Annotated in this window: 13 protein-coding genes, 3 pseudogenes and 1 riboswitch; of the genes and pseudogenes, 2 read left to right on the top strand and 14 right to left on the bottom strand. The window is 40.3% G+C overall.

All coding sequences use genetic code 11. The annotated features are described in order from the left end of the window. Positions 1–19: 19 nt before the first annotated feature. The 7 genes and pseudogenes from WMO28_RS10585 to WMO28_RS10555 all read right to left on the bottom strand — a co-directional run bounded on the left by WMO28_RS10585 (position 20) and on the right by WMO28_RS10555 (position 7,903). Entirely contained in the window at positions 20–1,486 is a 1,467-nt protein-coding gene (locus WMO28_RS10585; protein ID WP_349057017.1) for a glycoside hydrolase family 32 protein, read from the bottom strand. A gap of 33 nt (positions 1,487–1,519) precedes the next feature. Then, entirely contained in the window at positions 1,520–2,350 is an 831-nt protein-coding gene (locus tag WMO28_RS10580) for a carbohydrate ABC transporter permease (RefSeq protein WP_118136107.1), read from the bottom strand. Between the two features lie 50 nt (positions 2,351–2,400). Beyond that, on the bottom strand, positions 2,401–3,279 hold the full coding sequence (locus tag WMO28_RS10575; RefSeq protein WP_173700947.1) for a carbohydrate ABC transporter permease: 879 nt from the start codon (positions 3,277–3,279) through the stop codon (positions 2,401–2,403). Positions 3,280–3,461: 182 nt separating this feature from the next. Continuing rightward, positions 3,462–4,691, bottom strand: a complete 1,230-nt coding sequence (locus tag WMO28_RS10570; RefSeq protein ID WP_349056965.1) for an ABC transporter substrate-binding protein — start codon at positions 4,689–4,691, stop codon at positions 3,462–3,464. A 349-nt stretch (positions 4,692–5,040) separates the two neighbouring features. After that, a complete protein-coding gene (locus WMO28_RS10565; RefSeq protein ID WP_349056964.1) occupies positions 5,041–6,021 on the bottom strand; it encodes a LacI family DNA-binding transcriptional regulator in 981 nt (326 codons plus the stop codon). A 255-nt stretch (positions 6,022–6,276) separates the two neighbouring features. Continuing rightward, positions 6,277–7,518: pseudogene (gene tnpC, locus WMO28_RS10560) on the bottom strand (IS66 family transposase); the annotation flags it as partial. Further along, positions 7,508–7,903, bottom strand: a complete 396-nt coding sequence (locus tag WMO28_RS10555) for a hypothetical protein (RefSeq protein WP_349056963.1) — start codon at positions 7,901–7,903, stop codon at positions 7,508–7,510. The gene WMO28_RS10555 and the pseudogene tnpC, both read right to left, overlap by 11 nt. A 506-nt stretch (positions 7,904–8,409) precedes the next feature. Between WMO28_RS10555 and WMO28_RS17100 the strand changes: the two are divergent. Both WMO28_RS17100 and WMO28_RS10550 read left to right on the top strand, forming a co-directional pair. After that, positions 8,410–8,607: pseudogene (locus tag WMO28_RS17100) on the top strand (helix-turn-helix domain-containing protein); the annotation flags it as partial. A gap of 118 nt (positions 8,608–8,725) precedes the next feature. After that, positions 8,726–9,691 (top strand): Ig-like domain-containing protein, encoded by a 966-nt coding sequence (locus WMO28_RS10550; RefSeq protein WP_349056962.1) that lies wholly within the window; start codon positions 8,726–8,728, stop codon positions 9,689–9,691. 86 nt (positions 9,692–9,777) lie between these two features. Here the strand turns inward: WMO28_RS10550 and uvrB are convergent, their stop codons facing one another. The 7 genes and pseudogenes from uvrB to WMO28_RS10515 all read right to left on the bottom strand — a co-directional run bounded on the left by uvrB (position 9,778) and on the right by WMO28_RS10515 (position 20,092). Beyond that, positions 9,778–11,766, bottom strand: coding sequence for an excinuclease ABC subunit UvrB (gene uvrB, locus WMO28_RS10545; protein ID WP_349056960.1), 1,989 nt, complete (start codon positions 11,764–11,766; stop codon positions 9,778–9,780). Between the two features lie 385 nt (positions 11,767–12,151). Next, the gene (locus WMO28_RS10540) at positions 12,152–12,487 is read right to left on the bottom strand and encodes a tyrosine-type recombinase/integrase (protein WP_349056958.1); all 336 of its coding nucleotides are present in this window, start codon (positions 12,485–12,487) and stop codon (positions 12,152–12,154) included. A 140-nt stretch (positions 12,488–12,627) separates the two neighbouring features. Then, positions 12,628–12,804, bottom strand: a pseudogene (locus WMO28_RS10535) (DUF188 domain-containing protein); the annotation flags it as partial. A 192-nt stretch (positions 12,805–12,996) separates the two neighbouring features. Continuing rightward, on the bottom strand, positions 12,997–15,825 hold the full coding sequence (locus WMO28_RS10530; RefSeq protein ID WP_349056957.1) for a hybrid sensor histidine kinase/response regulator: 2,829 nt from the start codon (positions 15,823–15,825) through the stop codon (positions 12,997–12,999). Positions 15,826–16,036: 211 nt separating this feature from the next. Continuing rightward, on the bottom strand, positions 16,037–18,835 hold the full coding sequence (locus WMO28_RS10525) for a response regulator (protein WP_349056956.1): 2,799 nt from the start codon (positions 18,833–18,835) through the stop codon (positions 16,037–16,039). Between the two features lie 89 nt (positions 18,836–18,924). Continuing rightward, positions 18,925–19,000: riboswitch (cyclic di-GMP riboswitch) on the bottom strand. A gap of 136 nt (positions 19,001–19,136) precedes the next feature. Further along, positions 19,137–19,469: a helix-turn-helix domain-containing protein gene (locus WMO28_RS10520; RefSeq protein WP_349056955.1), complete on the bottom strand. Its 333-nt coding sequence runs from the start codon at positions 19,467–19,469 to the stop codon at positions 19,137–19,139. A 170-nt stretch (positions 19,470–19,639) separates the two neighbouring features. Continuing rightward, positions 19,640–20,092 (bottom strand): hypothetical protein, encoded by a 453-nt coding sequence (locus WMO28_RS10515; RefSeq protein WP_494337491.1) that lies wholly within the window; start codon positions 20,090–20,092, stop codon positions 19,640–19,642. Between the last annotated feature and the right edge of the window lie 184 nt (positions 20,093–20,276).

Genomic DNA, 20,276 nt, shown 5'->3' with positions numbered 1-20,276 from the left:
ATCCACTTCACTACTTGATTCAGTTAAAACACTCCTGCAATCCATATGCTTCATAATTTCTGATTACCGCTCTTCCACCAAACGCAGATATACTTATTGCATCCTGATCATTTCCTGCAAAAATATTATTGGAATGATTATTTCTGTATTGATCTGTAAATATCTCCAGAGAACTCTGATCTGAAAAGATATGTACATCCAGACTTTTTTCGCTGACCTTAAGTACACTTCTGGATGTTCCTACACTCCATCCATCTGCACAGCTTCTGTCTACCAGCAATTCACCATTTTTCAGATCAAAAATACAACGAGTTTCTTTTTCTTTTCCGCATCTGAGCTTCAATTCTACCCTATCTGCATCAGTTTCTTCAAGATCCAATGTAAATTTCATCTCAAAGCTGATTCCATCTCCTGCTTTTAACTGCTGAGGTTTTTCTGTAACCTGTATTTCCCGTTGCGTAAATTTGTTTTCACGGATTTTTTCCATTTCCTCTACAGGAACAAACGCCAGCGTTCCATCCTTGCACATCCGAACTTCACGAATCACATTAAAAAATCCGCACCAGCCCTCCTGATAAGTAGGTCCCCAGTCCTTAAAGAGAGGCATCCATTCCCATTCATTCGCCCAGGCAACAATCAGACGTCTTCCATCAGGAGCAACCATGGACTGTGGCGCATAAAAATCAAATCCCCAATCCATTTCACCACTGATATGCCAGTCAAATTTTCCTGTTTTGTAATCAAAATCTCCTGTCAGGTATACTGATGTATGATCTCCTGAGCCCATTGGAGAAAAAGTGAGAACATATTTATCGCCAAGCTGATAAAAATCCGGACATTCCCACATGAATCCCCATTCTCCACGGCTTTCTGCCAGCACGTTTAAAAAATTCCAATGATAAAGATCTGCAGATTCATATATCAATGCTAATCCTCTGTTATTACGACTGGCCCCTACAACCATATAATATTTATTTTCATGCTTCCATACCTTTGGATCGCGGAATGAATCCGGCTGAATACCTTCCGGTGCATCAAAGAGAGGATTTCCGTCATACTTTTCAAAATTTATTCCATCTTCACTTATAGCAAGACACTGGCTTTGCTCACTTCCGTTTCCATGATTTGCAGTTGCCGTATAAAATACATATAACTTACCTTCGTGTTCGATTGCACTGCCGGAAAAACATCCACCTTTTTGATAATCATCATACTCTTCACTGGGTGCCAATGCCAGAGGCAAATATTCCCAATGAACTAAATCTTTGCTGACTGCATGTCCCCAATGCATACAATCCCAAAATCCATTATATGGATTGGTCTGATAAAACACATGATACTGTCCGTTAAAAAAGATCAGTCCGTTAGGATCATTCATCCACCCGCTCTGGGGCATAAAATGATAATGCTGACGCATTTTCCCATTTTGAACAATCATCTTTTTACTGTCAATTTCTTTTTGCGCGTTTTCTATTCTTTGTCTCATTAATATTTTATTCACTGGCTTTCTCCATTCTTATCATCCTTTTACAGCTCCTGCTGTCATTCCCTGAACAATGTATCTCTGTGCAAACATTGATAAAATCATTACCGGGAAGCTAAATAAAAATGCTCCTGCACACATCGGTCCAAGGTCAAGATTATACGCTGACAGGAAACCGGCAAGACCTACTGTAAATGTTTTAGCATTCATACTGGTCAGCAACAGAGAAATAAGGAAATCATTCCATGCCAGGAACAATGTAAATATAAAGGCAGTTGCAAGTCCCGGCTTACAAATCGGCAAAATAACCTTTCTGAATGTCTGAAGGCTGGAAGCGCCATCTACATATGCAGCCTCATCCAAAGTAGACGGTACTCCCTCATAAAAACTAAGCATTGTCCACATTACAAAAGGCATGTTTACTGCCGCATAAACAATAATCAATGCAATTCTGGTATCATACAATCCCATATTACAAATAATCTCATAAATAGGTACTGCAATACTGGATGTAGGAATCATTTTCAGACATAAAATCAATACCACCAGCCCTACTGACAGCTTCGCTCCAGATCTCTGAATAGCATATGCAGCCAGTGAACCCAAGATAACTGCAATAATTGTACTGCAAACTGCTGTAATCAAACTGTTCAGCAGATACCCACCCGCGTTCATTCTTACAAATAATTGAGTGAAATTTTCAACCGAAAAGCTTTTTGGAAGAAAAGATGGCGGAACAGCAATTACCTCTGATCCAGGTTTAAACGAACAACAAATTACATAAATATATGGAAGCAGCCAGAATATCGTAATAATTATAGAAATAATAACTGCTATTTTTAGTTTGATACTATTACCTTTCTTCATTTTGGTCTCCTTATTGAATCCTTTTTATTACTGTTTTTCTTTGACAGCTTTTACTTTTTCTTTGGATTCCATAAACTCTGCATAAATACTAATGTAAACACTACAAGAACTATGATAAAGATAACAGCCATTGCACTGGCATATCCTGTATTATTATACTTTACAAGTGTCTTATAAATAATAATACTGATTGTCTCCGATGAACTGTTAGGTCCACCTTCTGTCATTGCCCAGATAATATCAAAAGTCTTTGCCGCATCTATAATTCTCACTGACAATGCTGTCAACAGAACCGGTTTAATTCCTGGTATTTTTATGTAAAAAATTTCCTGCAGCTTACTTGCTCCATCCATTCTTGCTGCTTCTGACACGCTGGTATCCAATCCCTGAAGGCCAGCCAGAATCATCAGCATCATAAACGGTGTAGTCAGCCATATATCTGCAATACAGCAGGCGATCAATGACCATCTGGAATCTGCAAGCCACAAAATATCACTTGGACTGGACAAGATTCCTATTCTGGTCAGAAACTCATTGACAATACCAAAGTTTGAACTCATCATCAATTTCCAGATAAGACCTGCAACCAGCGGTGCGATCATAAGTGGTGTCATCATTAATGAACGTACTATTTTACTGCCCTTATAATCAAGTTCAAATAATAATGCAAAAATAAATCCTAAAACTGTTTCCACAGATACCGCAATCAAAATATAAATCAATGTATTTTTCAGCTGCTTCAAAAAACCGCCAGCTGTAAATGCTTTAATATAATTATCAAATCCAATAAAAGTTCTGGCTCCTGTAATTCCAACCTTAAAGAAACTGTCAAATACCATTTTAAAAATAGGATAAATCAAAAAGGCACCCATGAAAATCGCGCCAGGAAGAAAAAACAGCAATAGTGTTTTTTTTGATATCAATTTCATAATATTTCCCGCTTTCTTATAAAAATCAAGGGCGATTTACTCCCTGCATCATACATCATAGAAGATTAGTAAATTCATAGTTAGTGTGTTCGATGTCCAGGTAAAATCACCCTTGATTTAATTACATTTTTTATTATTTGGTAGATGTCTGCAATCTGCTTTTTCTTTATTACTTTGTCACTTTACTTCCCAATTGCCTCAATCTCTTCTTTTGCAGATTCAAGGGTTTCTTTCACATCTGCTCCACCAAGACAGGATTCTACAACACCTGTAAGAACCTGCTCTACCTGTGACCAGGTTGAAATCATAGGTCTTGGCTGAGACTGTTTTTCATTCAATGTGTCAAGAACTGCTGTTGTATGCTCATTACCAGCCTCTTTTCCAGCTTCCTCATAAACAGAAGTTCTGCCGGCAATTTTAAGGGTTCCGTTCATATAATCTGCATTATGATCGTACATATATTCTACATATTTCAGTGCCATGTCTTTATTCTCAGAATTTTTCATTACACATTCATACCATGGACCTGTGGTTGCTCCTACTCCTGCACTGCCGGCAATCATTGGTGCACATCCCACCTTATCTGCTCCAAGTGCCTCAACAGCTGCAGGATACTGATGGCTCCAGTTCAACTGCATTGCAACTTTACCATTATTGAAAAGTTCCTGAGACTCTGTAGAAGCAGTAGCCAGAGAATCTGATGGCGTACAATCTTCATTTGCCATTTCAACCATAAAATCAAGCGCATCCACATATGGCTGATCTGTAATATTTACATTTCCATCCTTGTCATATACTAATCCATCTGCACCGGCCTGGCAGGCAAAATCAAGGAAGGAACAAACTGCGTCAGAACCACTTCCAAAAACTGTTGTTCCGTACATATCGTCTGTTTTCATTTCTTTTGCCAGTGCTTTATATTCATCCCAGGTCTTTGGCACTTTATCTTCCGGAATCAGATCTTTTCTGTAAATAAGGATCTTAGCGTTTACCCACATCGGATATCCCAGGAGATTACCATCTATTGTTCCACTTTCTTCCAACGTTGGAAGGAAATCACTGGTATCTGCATCTGTAATTGGTTCGATTGCATCAGCAAAAGCTGCCAGCCATACAAAATCCATACATGCAACATCATGAGCAGTCTGTCCTGCTTTAATTTCGGTAGAAAGCTTATCATACATACCAGTATAGGCAACAGCATCAACAACAACCTTACAGCCTGTTTCTTTCTCGAAATCAGCTGCTGTATTATTGGCAAGTGCTTCTGCAGGTGAACCACTTTCTACAAGAACTGTAATACTATTTCCACCGTCCTTTTTCCCACCGGCAAAACAGGGAACTGCCATTCCTGTAAGCATACTTCCAATCACAGTTGCTGTAATTAATGAATTAACAATCTTTTTTCTCATTTTTAATCTCCTATTCTTAAAGATCCTAAATTCCATGATAGTAAATATCATGCCGTTCCATTTACATACTGCTTCAACCGCTTTAGATATTCTCCGGAGTAATCTAATTTTACGGGTTAACATTGTGAAAACAAATTTTGTTTTCACAATGTGGAACGCGTTCCACATTGTTTAAAAAACATTTTGTTTTCTTCATCTTGTTAATTTCATTATAAACTTTTTGTTGTTTTTGTCAATCTAATTATAGGCTTTTTATTTTTTTTATAAATTATATACAAATATTTTGTACTTATCTTTGTTTCTCATCCTTTGTTTTGTAACAAATGCACAACACGTGTATGACATCTGTTCATACTGTTGTTCCGCCTTTACGGAATTCAGGTATTAAAATACTTTTTTTATTTTTCACCTTTTTTCCATTAATCAGTTCACAAAGGCTTTTTACAGATTCCTCTGCCATTCTGTCAATGGGCTGAACAATTGTACTTATTTGCGGTTCTACCAATTCTGTAATATACGTTCCATCATAAGAAACTATTTTTACCTCTTCCGGAATTTTTTTGTGTTGTCTGATCAATCCATTCATGCATTCAATAGCCAGTCGGTCTACACCAAACACCCCATCAAATTTCAGATTTTTTTCAATAACTTCTTCTGCAACCTGATGATAATACTGAATATCCAAACGCCGCCAGTCCAGATCATAACAATAGGTTTCTATTCCCTGCTCATCCATAATTTTTTGAAATTCTGCATGACGATCATGATATAAAGACTCTTTTTCCGCAGTACTTCTGAAATGAAGTATTCTTTTGCAGCCATTACGCAGCAACACTTCTGCTGCCAGACGTCCACCCATTTTATGGTCCACAGTTACTACCGGAATTTCTTCTCCCAGATATCTGTCAAGTGCAACAATCGGCTTATGAATTTTAGAATACTCACTTTCATCCAAAGAAGACATTCCCGCAATTATCCCATCTACAATATGTCTGTTCAGCAAATCCAGATATTCAGCTTCAGCCTTTACATCTTTCAATGTGTTACATAACATAATTTTGAAGCCGGCTTTGCGCAGTTCTCCTTCTACACAATCAACAAACTCAGCAAAAAAAGGATTGGATACATTCGGTACAAGTACCGCAATTATACCACTTTTTTTATAATACAGATTTCTGGCAAGTTCATTCGGTGTATAATTCAATTCTTTCATAGCAGCTTCTATTTTGGCCCTCGTATCCAGAGAAACATATCCACTGTCATTAAGCATTCTTGAAACTGTTCCCACACCTACTCCTGCCATTTTTGCAACATCTTTAATCCCTGCCATTTTTTCCACACTTTCATATTATGATATTAAATTCCCAAGTTTAAAATTTATTCAAGCATACACGATGAGATATTTAAACTTAGAACTTGTCAAACATTAAGAAACAACGATTTAAGTAATAAATCAGCAAATTCTAAAATTTAGGATTTCTTAACTCCATTTAAAAGATACCTGAAATTCATCATCTAGAAATATACCTTCTGCAAATAAATTATTTTTGATATTAGCAGACCCCAAAAATCCAATACAAATACTCCAACAAATATAATAATCCACTAGTGGTTTCACCACCAGTTGACGCTGGGCAAGCCTTTCTTCTGATGAAAGACCTGCTAGTTTTCCTTCTTCCCGGTAAATGGCTTGTATCTGTTTTATAAACAGATGCAGGATGATTCTTTCTGATGCGCTTTCGGGATGACTTCTAACGCATCATAGAAGCGACGTCTGCAGTGAACCCAGCAGCCGGCAATCCTCAGATCTTCACGCTCTTTTTCAAGCGTATGATATACCTGGTATCCATCCATAACACAGATTCCAGTGTAATCCTTTAAAAAATTTCTGGGATGTGATGCCTTACGCGTCTTCTGGTATTCATAGAGGACGATCTGACGCTCCGGATACATAACCCCTGACCGGTAGTCCCACATGTAACTCTTACTTCCGGCAGAACGTCCGTCTTTATTGACGAGGGCCGGAGTTTCATCGGCCTGTATTACATGATAATCATACAGAAGCTTATGTAGATGGTCATACAAAACTCCCAGATATTCTTCCCCCAGCCGGATCATCCAGTTTGCCATGTTCTGTCTGGTGATGGCAAGACCATACCGCTCGAATTCCTTTTCGAGACGATACAAAGGCACCGCATTTACATATTTACCGTTTATGATTGCTGCTGCAAGGGGACGGTGAAACAAGACTTCCACGAAGCAAATTCCGAGAATGAGGAGCTTTTACCATATGTTCATCAAGCTTGCTTGAATACACACCGATATGATGTTCTTCTATCTCGACGCGAGCCGGAACAAATTTATAGCACCTTGAGACAGCATCTGGAAGCTGTTTCCATCCATTCTCACCGAATTCGGCTGTCAGTTCCTCTTTGCTCATGTAATGATCGATACGGTTGACAGGAAGGGATGCTATGTCAGCAGCTTTTTTTCCGGGCTGTTTTTTCTCCTTTGGCATTTTCAGTTCCAGGTCATCTGGTTCTGGTGCATCCAGATCACAGACAGCTTCTGCCTCATTAAAGAACACAATCGTTCCATCAATCTCCATAAAACAGATCTGTTCTGGTTCGGACATCTTTTCACTGGATCTTCCGAAACGGTTCTTTTTGGAAAGGATCAGTTGTTCCATCATCAGCTGCATCTTGTCATTTAATGACTGTGTCTGTCTGGTCAGTTCTTCCATTTGTTCCTGCATGCCCAGGAATAGATGTATCAACAATTCTTTGTCAAGTTTATTCAGTTGTTCTTCTGTGTACTTAAATGCCATAACCGGAACTCCTGTCTTTATACTGGTTCTGATTATAACAGATTTTTGTATTACTGCCAATTCCGGTCATTAGCTTTTTCAGCATAATGACGGTGGATAAACCAGCTCTTTGCTGATGTATCCTGCCTGGTCTGCCTGTTTGTAGACAACCTTTAGATTTGAGTGGACAGCCTCTGTTCAGATATCCTTTTGACTTTTTTATTTTCAGTCCAATAGCTTCCGCCAGCTTACCAGCGAACTTATTTCCTCGATCGCAGATGCCTGCCAGCCACTGGGGCTTTCTCTCAATGCAGGTATCGGAACAATTGTCCAGGATTTCTGGAATCTGAACCAATCCTACAAAAGTGCCGTACATGCGCTGGAATACAGATTCTTTTTCCCGCATCAGAATATCTTTGACGGAAGAGAGGCTCTGGGTTCTGATCTGTCTGTTGCAGATTTTTCAGATACAAAAGAAGATGAACTGATCCGACTTCTCTGTAAAAAGGATACCTCTGCCATAGATCTCTGGTTTCAGAATTTTTCCGACTGGCTTACTCAGAAATTTCGCACAAAGAATTTCGCTTTCATACAGATTTATTCTCTTCTTGGCCGGATCCTGAAATTTTTCTATGAATTAAATCTGGATACGCATGACCTTGAAGCTAAAATTTTGTATGTTTACAACCACATAAATGAGTTTCATAATACGGAAGAGCTATGTCAATGGCTGAAGGATCTGTGCCATCTTTTATGCCGGAAGCTTGATTCCTCCATGAATGATTATCACCAGAAGCTCTGCGAACTGGTGATCTCCTATATCAACGAACACTACACTGACAATACGCTCTGCCTCAATGATATTGCTGCCTCTGCCAATGTAAGCCCTGCTTATTTAAGTGCTCTTTTCAAAAAAATCAGAAGATCAGTCTCAGCGACTTTATCACATCTCAACGGATTTCCGCAGCCGCCCGTTATCTGTCTGCAACCAGTATGAGTCTGAAGGAGATCAGCCTGAAATGTGGTTATGCCAATCAATATTATTTCAACACCCGCTTCAAAAAGAAAATGGGGATCACCCCTTCCGCCTATCGGGAACAGCATACATAACTTCTTCTCTTCTTTATAGCAAAGTTACTGTCACAAATGCCAGTGCCCTTCTCCGGAATTTTACTTATAATCAAATAATAGAAAGAACTATTATATCTTTTTCGAAGGAGGAAGCGCTATGAAAAAATGGGAAAAAATCCTGATATCTCTGATGACAGTCTTTGTACTGACCATGCTTCCGGCAGAATCGGCAATTCCATCTGGTACCGTCTGTGTTACAGAGGCCGCTCCCAGAATCAGTTCTTCCAGGCTTACCATGATCAAGGGACAAAGTAAGACCCTGAAGATCACTGGTCTCAAAAAAGGACAGAAAATCACCTGGAAGAGCAGCAGTCCGAAGCTTGTAACGGTTTCTGCATCAGGTAAGCTTTCTGCAAAAGCCGCAGGAAATGCCACAGTTACCGCTCAGGTAAACGGGATCCGCTTTGTCTGTAAGGTTAATATTCAAAAAAAAGCCTCTCCGGCAAAGCCAGCTCCCACCGCCGCTCCGGCAAAACCAACCCCTACTACTGCTCCGAAGCCCGGCATAAAATTAAAAAATCACATTCTGAGCAAAGGGAAAAAGGCCAATGATAGAAGCGTAAAAATCGAACTTAACACACACGATGAATACAAAAAAATCGATATGGATTTAAGCGGTTTGGGTTCGTCATCTTCTTCTATGCAGGTTTCTGTAGATGAATATCGAAGTATCACATACATTCCAAAAACCAGCAGTTTTAAATTCTATTTTCGGTTTTCCAGCCACGATAATTTAAAAAGTGATATTACTTTGACTTTCCCGATGAATTCTACTGCAGCTTCCTTAAACTTTTATTTTTACATGAACATACTTCCCGATGATGAATCCGGTACACTGATTGCCACCATGAACAGCTCCGCTCCGCTTTCTGCCATCAGGAATGAATCCTCCAATTTATCCTTCCGCTTCCAGAAGCTTACAGATCCTTATGAGATCCTGACGCAAAAAGATGCTTCCGAAATTGCAAATGACACTCTGGATATGGCTATTCCATATTGGGCTGATCTTCTCAAGGGCTCCGGCATCACCCTGCGCTCCCTGGGCTTTTCAACTACAAAATAAGCTTTTCCCAAAAACAGATTGAGCATACCCGGCAACACCCCTGGCTGTAACAGCCAGGGGTGTTGTACTGTCAGCTGCTTTACAGCCTATTCTGTTAACTCTTCCAGATTCTTTTTTAATTCGAGCATCTTGTCTCTCAGCTCAGCAGCCTGCTCAAAATTCAGGTCTGCTGCCGCAGCACGCATCTGCTTCTCTACCTGGGCGATCACCTTCGTCAGTTCTTTGCGGTTCATGGATTCCGGATCCTTCTTAAGCTTCACTTCTGTCTCTGCCACCTTCTTCGAAACAGCGATCAGATCACGGACTGCCTTCTTGATCGTGGTCGGAATGATACCATGCTCCCTGTTGTAAGCCTCCTGTATCGCTCTCCTTCTTTCTGTCTCCGAGATTGCTTTTTCCATGGATTCTGTCATGTTATCTGCATACATGATCACATGGCCTTCACTGTTACGAGCAGCACGGCCGATAGTCTGTACCAGGGATGTTTCCGAACGAAGGAAACCTTCCTTGTCTGCATCCAGGATCGCTACCAGCGTGATCTCCGGAATATCCAGTCCCTCTCGCAGAAGGTTGATCCCGACCAGCACATCAAACACATCCAGACGCATATCGCGGATGATCTCTGCACGCTCCAGAGTGTCAATATCTGAATGGAGGTATCGGACACGGATTCCCAGATCCTTCATATAATCGGTAAGGTCCTCTGCCATACGTTTGGTCAGGGTCGTGATCAGGACTTTGTTTTTCTTTTCAATTTCTTTATTTACCTCTGCTACAAGATCATCGATCTGTCCTTCGATCGGACGCACCTCCACCTTCGGATCAAGAAGCCCTGTAGGACGGATGATCTGCTCCGCACGGAGAAGCTCATGGTCATATTCATATTCTCCCGGTGTTGCAGATACAAACATCACCTGGTCAAGCTTGTTCTCAAATTCATCAAAGCTCAATGGACGGTTGTCCTTTGCAGAAGGGAGTCGGAAACCGTAATCTACCAGTGTCTGTTTACGGCTCTGATCACCTGCATACATACCGCCAACCTGGGGAACTGTCTTATGGGACTCATCTATAATAAGTAAAAAATCATCTCCGAAGTAATCCATCAGTGTATACGGTGGTTGCCCCGGCGCAAGCCCTGTCAGGTGTCTGGAATAGTTCTCGATCCCGGAGCAGAATCCCGTTTCCTTCATCATTTCCACATCAAAGTTGGTACGCTCCGCAATTCGCTGAGCCTCGATCAGCTTGTCCTCGCTTTTAAAGTATTCCACCTGCTGCTTCATCTCTTCCAGAATGGCATCTGCCGCACGACGGATCTGCTCCTGAGGTACTACATAATGAGATGCAGGAAAAATCGCTGCATGGCTTTCCACACTTTTGATCTCACCTGTAAGCACATCAATATCTGTGATACGCTCGATCTCATCTCCGAAAAACTCCACCCGTACTGCCCGGTCCGTAGAGTTCGCCGGAAAGATCTCCAGCACATCACCCCTGACACGGAAGGTTCCACGGTGAAAATCCATCTCATTTCTTGTGTACTGAATATCGATCAGCTGTTTGATAACCTCATCACGGTCCTTCTCCATCCCCGGACGAAGAGAGATCATCATGTCAAAAAATTCCTGCGGCGCACCCAAGCCGTAGATACAGGATACAGAAGAGACCACGATCACATCCTTACGCTCACATAAGGCTGCTGTGGCAGACAGGCGAAGCTTATCGATCTCATCGTTAGTGGACGCATCCTTGGCGATGTAGGTATCTGTGGACGGGACGTAAGCCTCCGGCTGATAGTAATCGTAGTAGGAGACAAAGTATTCCACTGCGTTCTCAGGGAAGAATTCCTTGAACTCTCCGTACAGCTGGGCTGCAAGTGTTTTATTGTGCGCAAGTACCAAGGTTGGTTTGTTAAGCTGAGCAATAACATTTGCCATGGTAAAGGTCTTACCGGATCCTGTAACACCCAGTAATGTCTCGAACTGGTTGCCTTCTTTGAAGCCTTTGACCAGACGCTCGATCGCCTGAGGCTGGTCGCCGGTGGGCTTGTATGGGGCTTTTAGTTTGAACTCATTCATGGTAAATTCCTCCAATTGTGACTTTTAGTACGACTAATATCAGCCAAAAATTCGTATCCGGATTCGTAACGAAAAGCTTTTTTTTATGGTGAATCATCACTTCTTTTAACTCGTAACTGCAAAAAGTCACAAAACTGATTTTTCTGGATTAAACAGCACTCGGAAATACCTGATATCACTTGGCTCCGATCCTGTCTTATTTTTACTGTTTGTTCTTGTAACAGTCCCTATTATATCAAAGATAATTTCAAAAGTATATAGAGTAGGGTAAGAAAAAAGTACAAATGTTCGATTGTTATTTGTACTTTTTCTTTCACTACTATTCTATTTTTCATCAGGCTGCATGGAAATATTCTTCTATAATCGAATCTATTTCTTTCATTTCCTAATAATCAAAATACTGATTTTCCCGCTCTTTTGGAATCACTTCTTCAATATATGGCTCCAATGCATACAGACAATCTTCTATAATCTGTGCTGTATCTCCATAAACATCTACAGAAATGATTTCCTTGGAATGTCCCAATAAATGTGAAACTCCCTTCACATTAAAGCTATTTTTCAGCAAAATCGTGGTATAGGTATTTCGCAACTGGTGGAAATGAATATCAGGAAAATCCAAAGATTTCAGCAGCTCTTTATAATATTTTTGATGATATCCCTTGCTCCGTTTTAGGAGCAAGCGATTGAACTGCTGTAAACAACCTTTTGCATATATCATTCACTTCATCATCAACCGGCATTCGCTGATTCTCAAGATAAAACTTCAAGTATATTTTGTATGTTTTATCTGCTATTGCACTCTTCTGTTTTTGTTTTAAATCTTTATAGCTTCTGTCGTTCCTCTGCATTTACAATTCCTCATCTGACTTCTTTCTCTCGTGCCATCAAAAGCATTTTTTCAAAAGACTGAGCGAATCTTTCATCATCTTCCTCCATCCGCTTCTTCGATCCCTTGATATGACATTTACGGGAACTTCTTCTGGCTTTTTTATTCAGATGACGTTCCATTAGCATCTGATCAATATTATCATTTGCATGTTGTCTGATTGTATCCAGTCCTTTTTCGTTTATTTACTCCAAATTCTTTAAACAAATTGAAATTCGGATTATCTCTCTGACATAATATCTGATGTTCTCCATTTAATATAGTTAATTGACCCGAAACCGCATTGTCATATTTTAGTCCTTCTGTCAATTGTATTCCACTAATTCATGAACCTCTGCTAATCAATTATATACATACCTTAAAATCGTTTTTATAACTTCATCAATCACAATCGGCTTTGACAAATGTGCGTTCATTCCTGCATCCAGTGATGCCTGAACATCTTCTGCAAATGAATTAGCTGTCATTGCTATAATAGGAATGTTTTTTCCATCCGGTCTGTCATTCATTGCCCTGATTGCTTTTGCTGCTTCATAACCATTCATTTCAGGCATCATGATATCCATCAGGATTACATCAAATGTGCCTTCCGGATGATTTCTGAAAATCTCAACAGCATTCTTTCCATCCACAGCTCTATCTACATTCATCCCGAACTCTTCCAACTGCACGGCAGCAATCTCTGCATTCAGTTCATTATCCTCTGCAAGAAGGACATTCACACCTGTAAGATTTACCTTTTCAGAAAAACCTGTGTCTGACTTATTACATTCCTTATCTGTAATTTCCAAAGGAATATCCACAGTAAATGTAGTTCCCTCCTGCTTTTTACTCTGCACAGAAATGGTTCCACCCATCATATCTACATACTTCTTTACGATAGCCATCCCCAGTCCAGCTCCATGGTACTGCGTTCTCACATCGGAATCTTCCTGTGCAAATTTCTCAAAAACTTCTTTTGTAAATTCCTCACTCATGCCAATACCAGTATCCGAAATGCGGTAATGCATATTTATATATCCATCCCCGCCCTTTTCCTGACACCGGGCTTCAAATGTAATCGCCCCTCCATCCGGAGTGAACTTCACGGCATTGCTCAGAATATTAACCAGCACATCTCGCAGACGTACAGGATCCACAAGTACATTTGGGATCTTTGCTTCTTCACGCTGGATCTTAAAGCTGATATCCCTGTTCGTAAGAAAGCCTTTTGTAATATCCAGTGCAGAATCTGTGATACTTTTCAAATCTGCCGGTACCAGATTGTATTTCACTTTTCCACTTTCCACGCGAGTCAGATCTAATACATCATTGATCAGCGACAGTAAATACTCTGAACTTTCATCAATCTTTTCCAGACAATTTTTCACTTCGTCTGACGGATTATTTTTCATTGCAATACCAGTAAATCCCATGATTGCATTCATCGGTGTTCTCATATCATGAGACATATGTGACAGAAATGCTGTTTTTGCCTTGTTTGCAGCCTGCGCATGCTCTGCCAGTTCCGCCATTTCCTCAGCCGTCTCCTGGGCTGCCTTCTGAACTTTTTGTCTTGCACTGAGACGCATTGCTATCACAGCCATAGTAGTCAGCAGCCATCCGAAAATAAGAAGAACCCAAACAGTAACAACAGGATGCAGACGGATCCAGTCAACAAATGTCAGCTCTGTTGCTTTGTATGTGGTATACCGTGCTGCTAGATCTTCGACAAGATATTTTGGCATGGCATACATTGCTTTCGTCAGGATGCCAGCCAGTGCATGATTCTCTGTTGATGATATTACCATGCGGTAGGTGTATGTAGGCTGTTCTAGCAGCGTATATGTCAGGGTGCCTGTGGTGTCACTATTCACAAACGCCTGTGCCATATAATAGTAGACGAAGGCAGCATCGGCTTTTCCCTTACGGACAGCCTCCATCATTTCCTGTCGGGTACTGCACATCAGTATTTCTGCGCCGGGTGCCATTGCATCTGCAATTGAATTTGATGCTGTCTGGTCAACCGTAGTAACAACATTGATTTTTCCATCAAAGTCTCGGCGTGTCACCTTAGCCAGCTGCATCGTAATATAAGGTGCGGTAATTCCCCATTCTTTCGTCTCAGCATAGTTATCTGTTTCCAGGCGCGCATCGATGCTCATATCTGTAGTTTCCTTATTTTTCTGATAAGCAATATACTCATCTCTGGTGGCAAGTGTAAGAAACTCATAGGAAATCCCGGCATAGTCTGCAATTTTCCGGAAGTAATCCGGGATAATCCCCTTCATCTCACCATTTTCATTATAAGAATATGGATAACGGGTCGGATCACACAGAACACGAATTGGGTTGTCCTTGGAATATTGTGCAATAATACTTTTTTCTTGCTCCGTATATTCCAGATTCTTAGTTTCTATGCTTTCATAATTTTTATTATAAAGCGTTGTTTTCCAGTCACCCTCAACTGCATTCATCTGATCGATCGCATAATTGATCTCATTCAGCAATTCTGTATTGCCCTTTTTAACAATGACATAGAAATCACTGCTGCCAAATTTATCCACGATTCGCTCATTGTTTGTTTTTCTCAGAGAACTGGTAACAATCGCATCAACTTTTTCGCTCTGAAGGGCTTCATCCATTTCTGTGGTCGTATCAAAATAAGATGGAACATATGTAAATCCTTTGTCGTCTGCAAAATCCGCAAACTCTTCATTCCGGGTGTTTCCGTTCAAAAGCGCCACACGCATACCATTGTAAGTGCTGTAATTGCCGTCTACAATCGTGCTGTTGTCACTGCGGACGGTCAGCATCCCATAATTGGTTCCGATCGGACGTGAAAAATCAAACTTTTCTTCTCTGTCCGGTGTTTTGCGGGCAGATGTTACCATGTCAATCTCGCCATCTTCAAGCATCTGCTGCATATCATCCCAGCTCTGATCGTATCCGACATATTCATAATCCACATCCCAATAACGAGCCATCAGCCGAAGAAAATCATAACCATACCCACTGCGGTTGCCTTCTTCATCCATCACATGATAACCATCCATGGCAAAGAAACCGACTTTGACAGTTTCATGCTGCGAACTGTCCTCGGCTGCATATGCAGTCTGGGGAGAAAATATCATACACACGCATACAAAAGCCAGTAACACTGCCACATATTTCTTTGCTCTCGAAATCATAGTAAATCTCCTGTCTGTCTGTCTGTCTGTCTGTCTGTCTGTCTGTCTGTCTGTCTGTCTGTCTGTCTGTCTGTCTGTCTGTCAAATATATTTCTCTATACATCTCCTTGTCAACCTCCTGGTTTAATAAAATTGCACTGCCGCATCAATATCTTCATCTGAATCTGCTACCCTGACCGGGACTGCCAGAAACACAACACAAAGAATTGTCTTACTGCATTTTCTGTTTTAAAACCAATTGCAAAGTATCCTCTATTTTTTTACTGTCAATGGGTTTTGCAATATGTGCATTCATTCCGGCATCTATACACTCCCTGATATCATCCTGAAATGCATTCGCTGTCATCGCAATGATTGGTATCTCTTTTGTATCTTTACGGTTCAATGTCCTTATCTGTCTGGCTGCTTCTAATCCATCCATTACCGGCATCATGATATCCATAAAAATAAAATCAAATCTGCCCGGAACTGACTGGGAAACAATATCCACAGCCTCCTTGCCATTTTCTGCCGTAGTCACAACCATCTTTTCATCTTCCAGCAGCATTTTTGCAATTTCCAGATTTAGCTCATTATCCTCAACTAATAATACACTCTTACCCGACAGATCAGGCTTTTCCACTTTTTTTTGCTGTTCCTTCTCAGCATTATGATCAATCTCAAGTGGTATCGTAACGGTAAACGTTGTACCTACATTTTCTTTACTTTCCAGTTTGATTGTTCCATTCATCCTGTCCACAATATCTTTTACAATAGAAAGTCCAAGTCCGGCACCACTATATCCATTCGTTGTTTCTTTTCCTTCCCGGGCATAGGATTCAAATGCATGTTTCTGAAATTCTTCGCTCATACCAAGTCCCGTATCGGAACATACAAATTCAAAAACTGCCGTCTTGTCATCACTTGAAATCTCATTGAAATACAGGATTACTTTACCACCTCTTCGGTTATATTTAACGGCATTTCCGGCAAGATTCATAAGAAGACGGTTTAGATATTCCTCACTGCCAATAACATATCTGTGATGAAAAGTACTCATGGAAACTCCGCCTTCAAAGCTGATACCATACTCCTTTGCATTTGTCTCAACAATCGAAATCTGTTTTACGAGCATTGCAACCAGATCAAATGGCTTGTGTTCCAGCTGTATTGTTCCAGATTCTACTTTTCCGATATCCAGAACATTATTCAGAAGGGACTGCAGATAGTCCATGGATTCCATTACCTTTGCTTTACATTCATACAATTTTTCCTTATCGCCAAAATAACGCTCTGATATATTGATCATCCCACTAATTCCATTTAAAGGTGTCCGGATATCGTGGCTCATATGTCTCAAAAAATCTGTCTTTGCACTGTTCGCCTTTTCTGCCTGCTTCTGTGCCTCTTTTGCCTTTTTCTCTGCAATTCTGGCTTTTTGGAGTAATCCAAGTATCAGTATCAGCACGATCAAAAAAACAGATACAACAAGCACCGTAAAGCCCCAGAAATTGTCCCTTATAAACTCCCTTACCGTAACTTTCTTCAGATTACTGTCATACATATACACAGCATTGGAGAATTTTGAAGCAGACATTGTTTTTATAGTCTTATTCAGGACAGACAGCAGCATGCTATTTCCACGTCTGACTGCAAATGACACCATACCGTACTTTTCCAGAAAAACACTATGCAGTTTATTATCATCAGAATATTGTTCCAACTTGCCTGAGTCCATAATCATGCAGTCTGCTTTTCCATTATAAACAGCCTTCTTTGCATCCTTCCATGTAGCATATTCCTTCACATGCCACTGTGGATAATTGTAGGAAACATAAGACTTCAAATCACTGTCTTCTCTTGGTATCGCAACCGTATTTTCAGCATTTTCATCAAAACTCTTTTTAACCGTTGCAGCCGCCATATTGTACTTCCAGACAGTATCTGTTAAATCATAGCCCAGGTCTTCGGCAGCATTCGTATTTTGCATCACATGAAAAATCATATCAATTTCTCCATCATGCAACGCTTTTTGCATATTCTCTTGTGAATCATAGCCCTTCAGGTCAAATTTCAAAGTCTGTACTTCCAGGCAGTTTTGTGCAAGCTGGGTGTAATCCATGATCAGGCCGCTCACTTTTCCGGTTTCTGTATCAAGAGTACTGACCCCGCCATCGTTTATCAAATAACCGATTTTGATTGTTCCATGCTCTGACAGCCATTTCTGTTCTTCTCCCGTCAGAAAATATACACTGTCCACTGACAGAAACTGCTTATGCAGTTCATCTGCATAATAAGGATTATCATCTGTGATCCTTCTCATAGCATTATCCAGCTCTGTCTTTAAATCAGAATGACTCTGGCCGATTGCAAAATATATTTTTGAACTTCCGAGATTCGTTAAGGCCACCATCCCGTACCCATCCAGACGGGAATCCTCTAACGATACAAAAGCGTCAATTTCTCCGTCTGCAATTTTCTTCAAAGCATCTTCATTATTTGAAACATTGACATGCTGTATGTGCAGATTATATTTCTTTTCCCACTCGTTCAATACCATTTCCGACAGGTAACCCATAAGCACCCCAATCTTTTTCCCATTGAAAGATGCAGTGTCAGAGGATGAGATGTCTGTATGAGCGGGTTTTACATAGACATAATATCTTTCGTCTCCCATTGGAATAGCGGAAAAAAGCATATTCTCTGCCCGTTCCTCCGTATAAGAGATTCCTTCTATCATATCCAGCTCATCATTTTTTAATTTGTCGAAACAATTTTCCCATGTACAATCTACATATTCATAGTTCCACCCGGTATAACCTGCGATTTTCTGCAGATATTCATAGCCGTATCCGCTTCTTTTTCCATTTCCATTTATCTTATCATACGTATCATCCGGCACACCAATCCTGACAACTCTCTCTTTCTGATTTTCTGCTGCAAAAGCATAAACCGGACAGATTGAAAAAAGGATGCAACTGCACAATATTATAATGATACCCCTTTGCAATACTGATTTATTCATTTTCATACTTTTCTCTCTCCCAGTAAAATTATTATAGTTACGCCTATGAAATAACACCACAAAAAAGCACTGTCAGACAGACAGTGCACCTCATTTTATGCAACTGGCTGCCATTTTACAGGCCCTGTAGCTTTGCGTCCCAGACTTTCATCTGGTTTGCCGATTTCCTTATTATAGCTTTTAAACTTATGCAAAAAAACTGGTTTCATTATACTCCAGTGCTCTACCGTACACAAGAAAAACATTACCGTTTTAACGTTCAAAAATAAAAAAAAGAACAGCCGATACATATACTCGAACTGTTCTCCTACTTCCGAAGTCCACGCAGCATTGACATTACTGTTTCCTGCTCATTTGTACTCAGATTGTTCCATATCCTTAAAACTTCTTTCTGTTTTTCTGTCAGATTCTCTGAATTACCTTCCTGAAAAAACTGCGATAATGTCACGCCCAAAGCTGTACATATTTTTTCAAGTGTGATCAGCGACGGCAGGTTTTCCTGCGCCATGATCCTTCCCAGTGACGACTGAGAAATTCCAGATAGTTGCGATAATCTGTATTTACTGATATCACGCTTTTCACATAAAGATGTTATTTTATCCGCAATATACTTCTCTACCTGCAAGTAACTATACCTCATTTCCGCTATTACATGTTCTTATTGTACCTGTAATAATGAAAGAATATTAGTAATCAATTTTGCAAGTATTCATTCCCATTATAGGAAGTATACGGATAAAAAAATATAAAGATACTTTCGTTTCCGCAAAAGTCATTTTCGCTTGTGACCTCCGACTCGTTATGCTTATTCTACACCGTCCTTACACCCCGATCAGCCCCTCTCTCCGTCTTATCTTTTCCAGCTACCGCCTGCTTCTGCTGTGTCAGTTTTCTATCTTCTTTTCCCGCATCCTTAACCACAGCATTCGCTTCGGTGCTTGTTCCCCGCTCATCTGCTCTTCCTTCATTTCTTTCTGCTATCTGCAGTTCTCTTCTCTCCTTCACACCTTTTTCTTCCAGGTTACAAAAGCTCTGCAGATACGGAAGTACATGATTCTGCATATCTGTCAGATCTTCCATATACTTTTGGAACTCTTCACTTCCTTTGCCTTTCTGGTAATTGATCCAATACTCATCTGTAAGCTTCATTTCATTGTCATACTTCAACTGACTTACAATACCGCCATGTCTATTTCCAATATCCATTGACTTCTTGAAATGAAGCAGCTTCTGTTCACCTTTTTCCGCATAATATACAGTCACATATATCTTTGCGATTTTCGTAGGTTCGTCTGTCTTCGGATCACGTTTTGCATACCATTCTTTATCTCACATTATATTAACGATCCCTTGCACCGAACAGACTTATAGTCAATCGGATATTCGCAATCCGCTTTCGCTACTTGCTCATAACCGAATAACTGCTCCGCAGTTTATCAGGAGGGGC

Origin of the sequence: Blautia aquisgranensis (assembly GCF_040096615.1) — a bacterium.
Classification (GTDB): domain Bacteria; phylum Bacillota; class Clostridia; order Lachnospirales; family Lachnospiraceae; genus Blautia_A; species Blautia_A aquisgranensis.
This window is presented reverse-complemented; position numbering and strand designations above follow the sequence as displayed.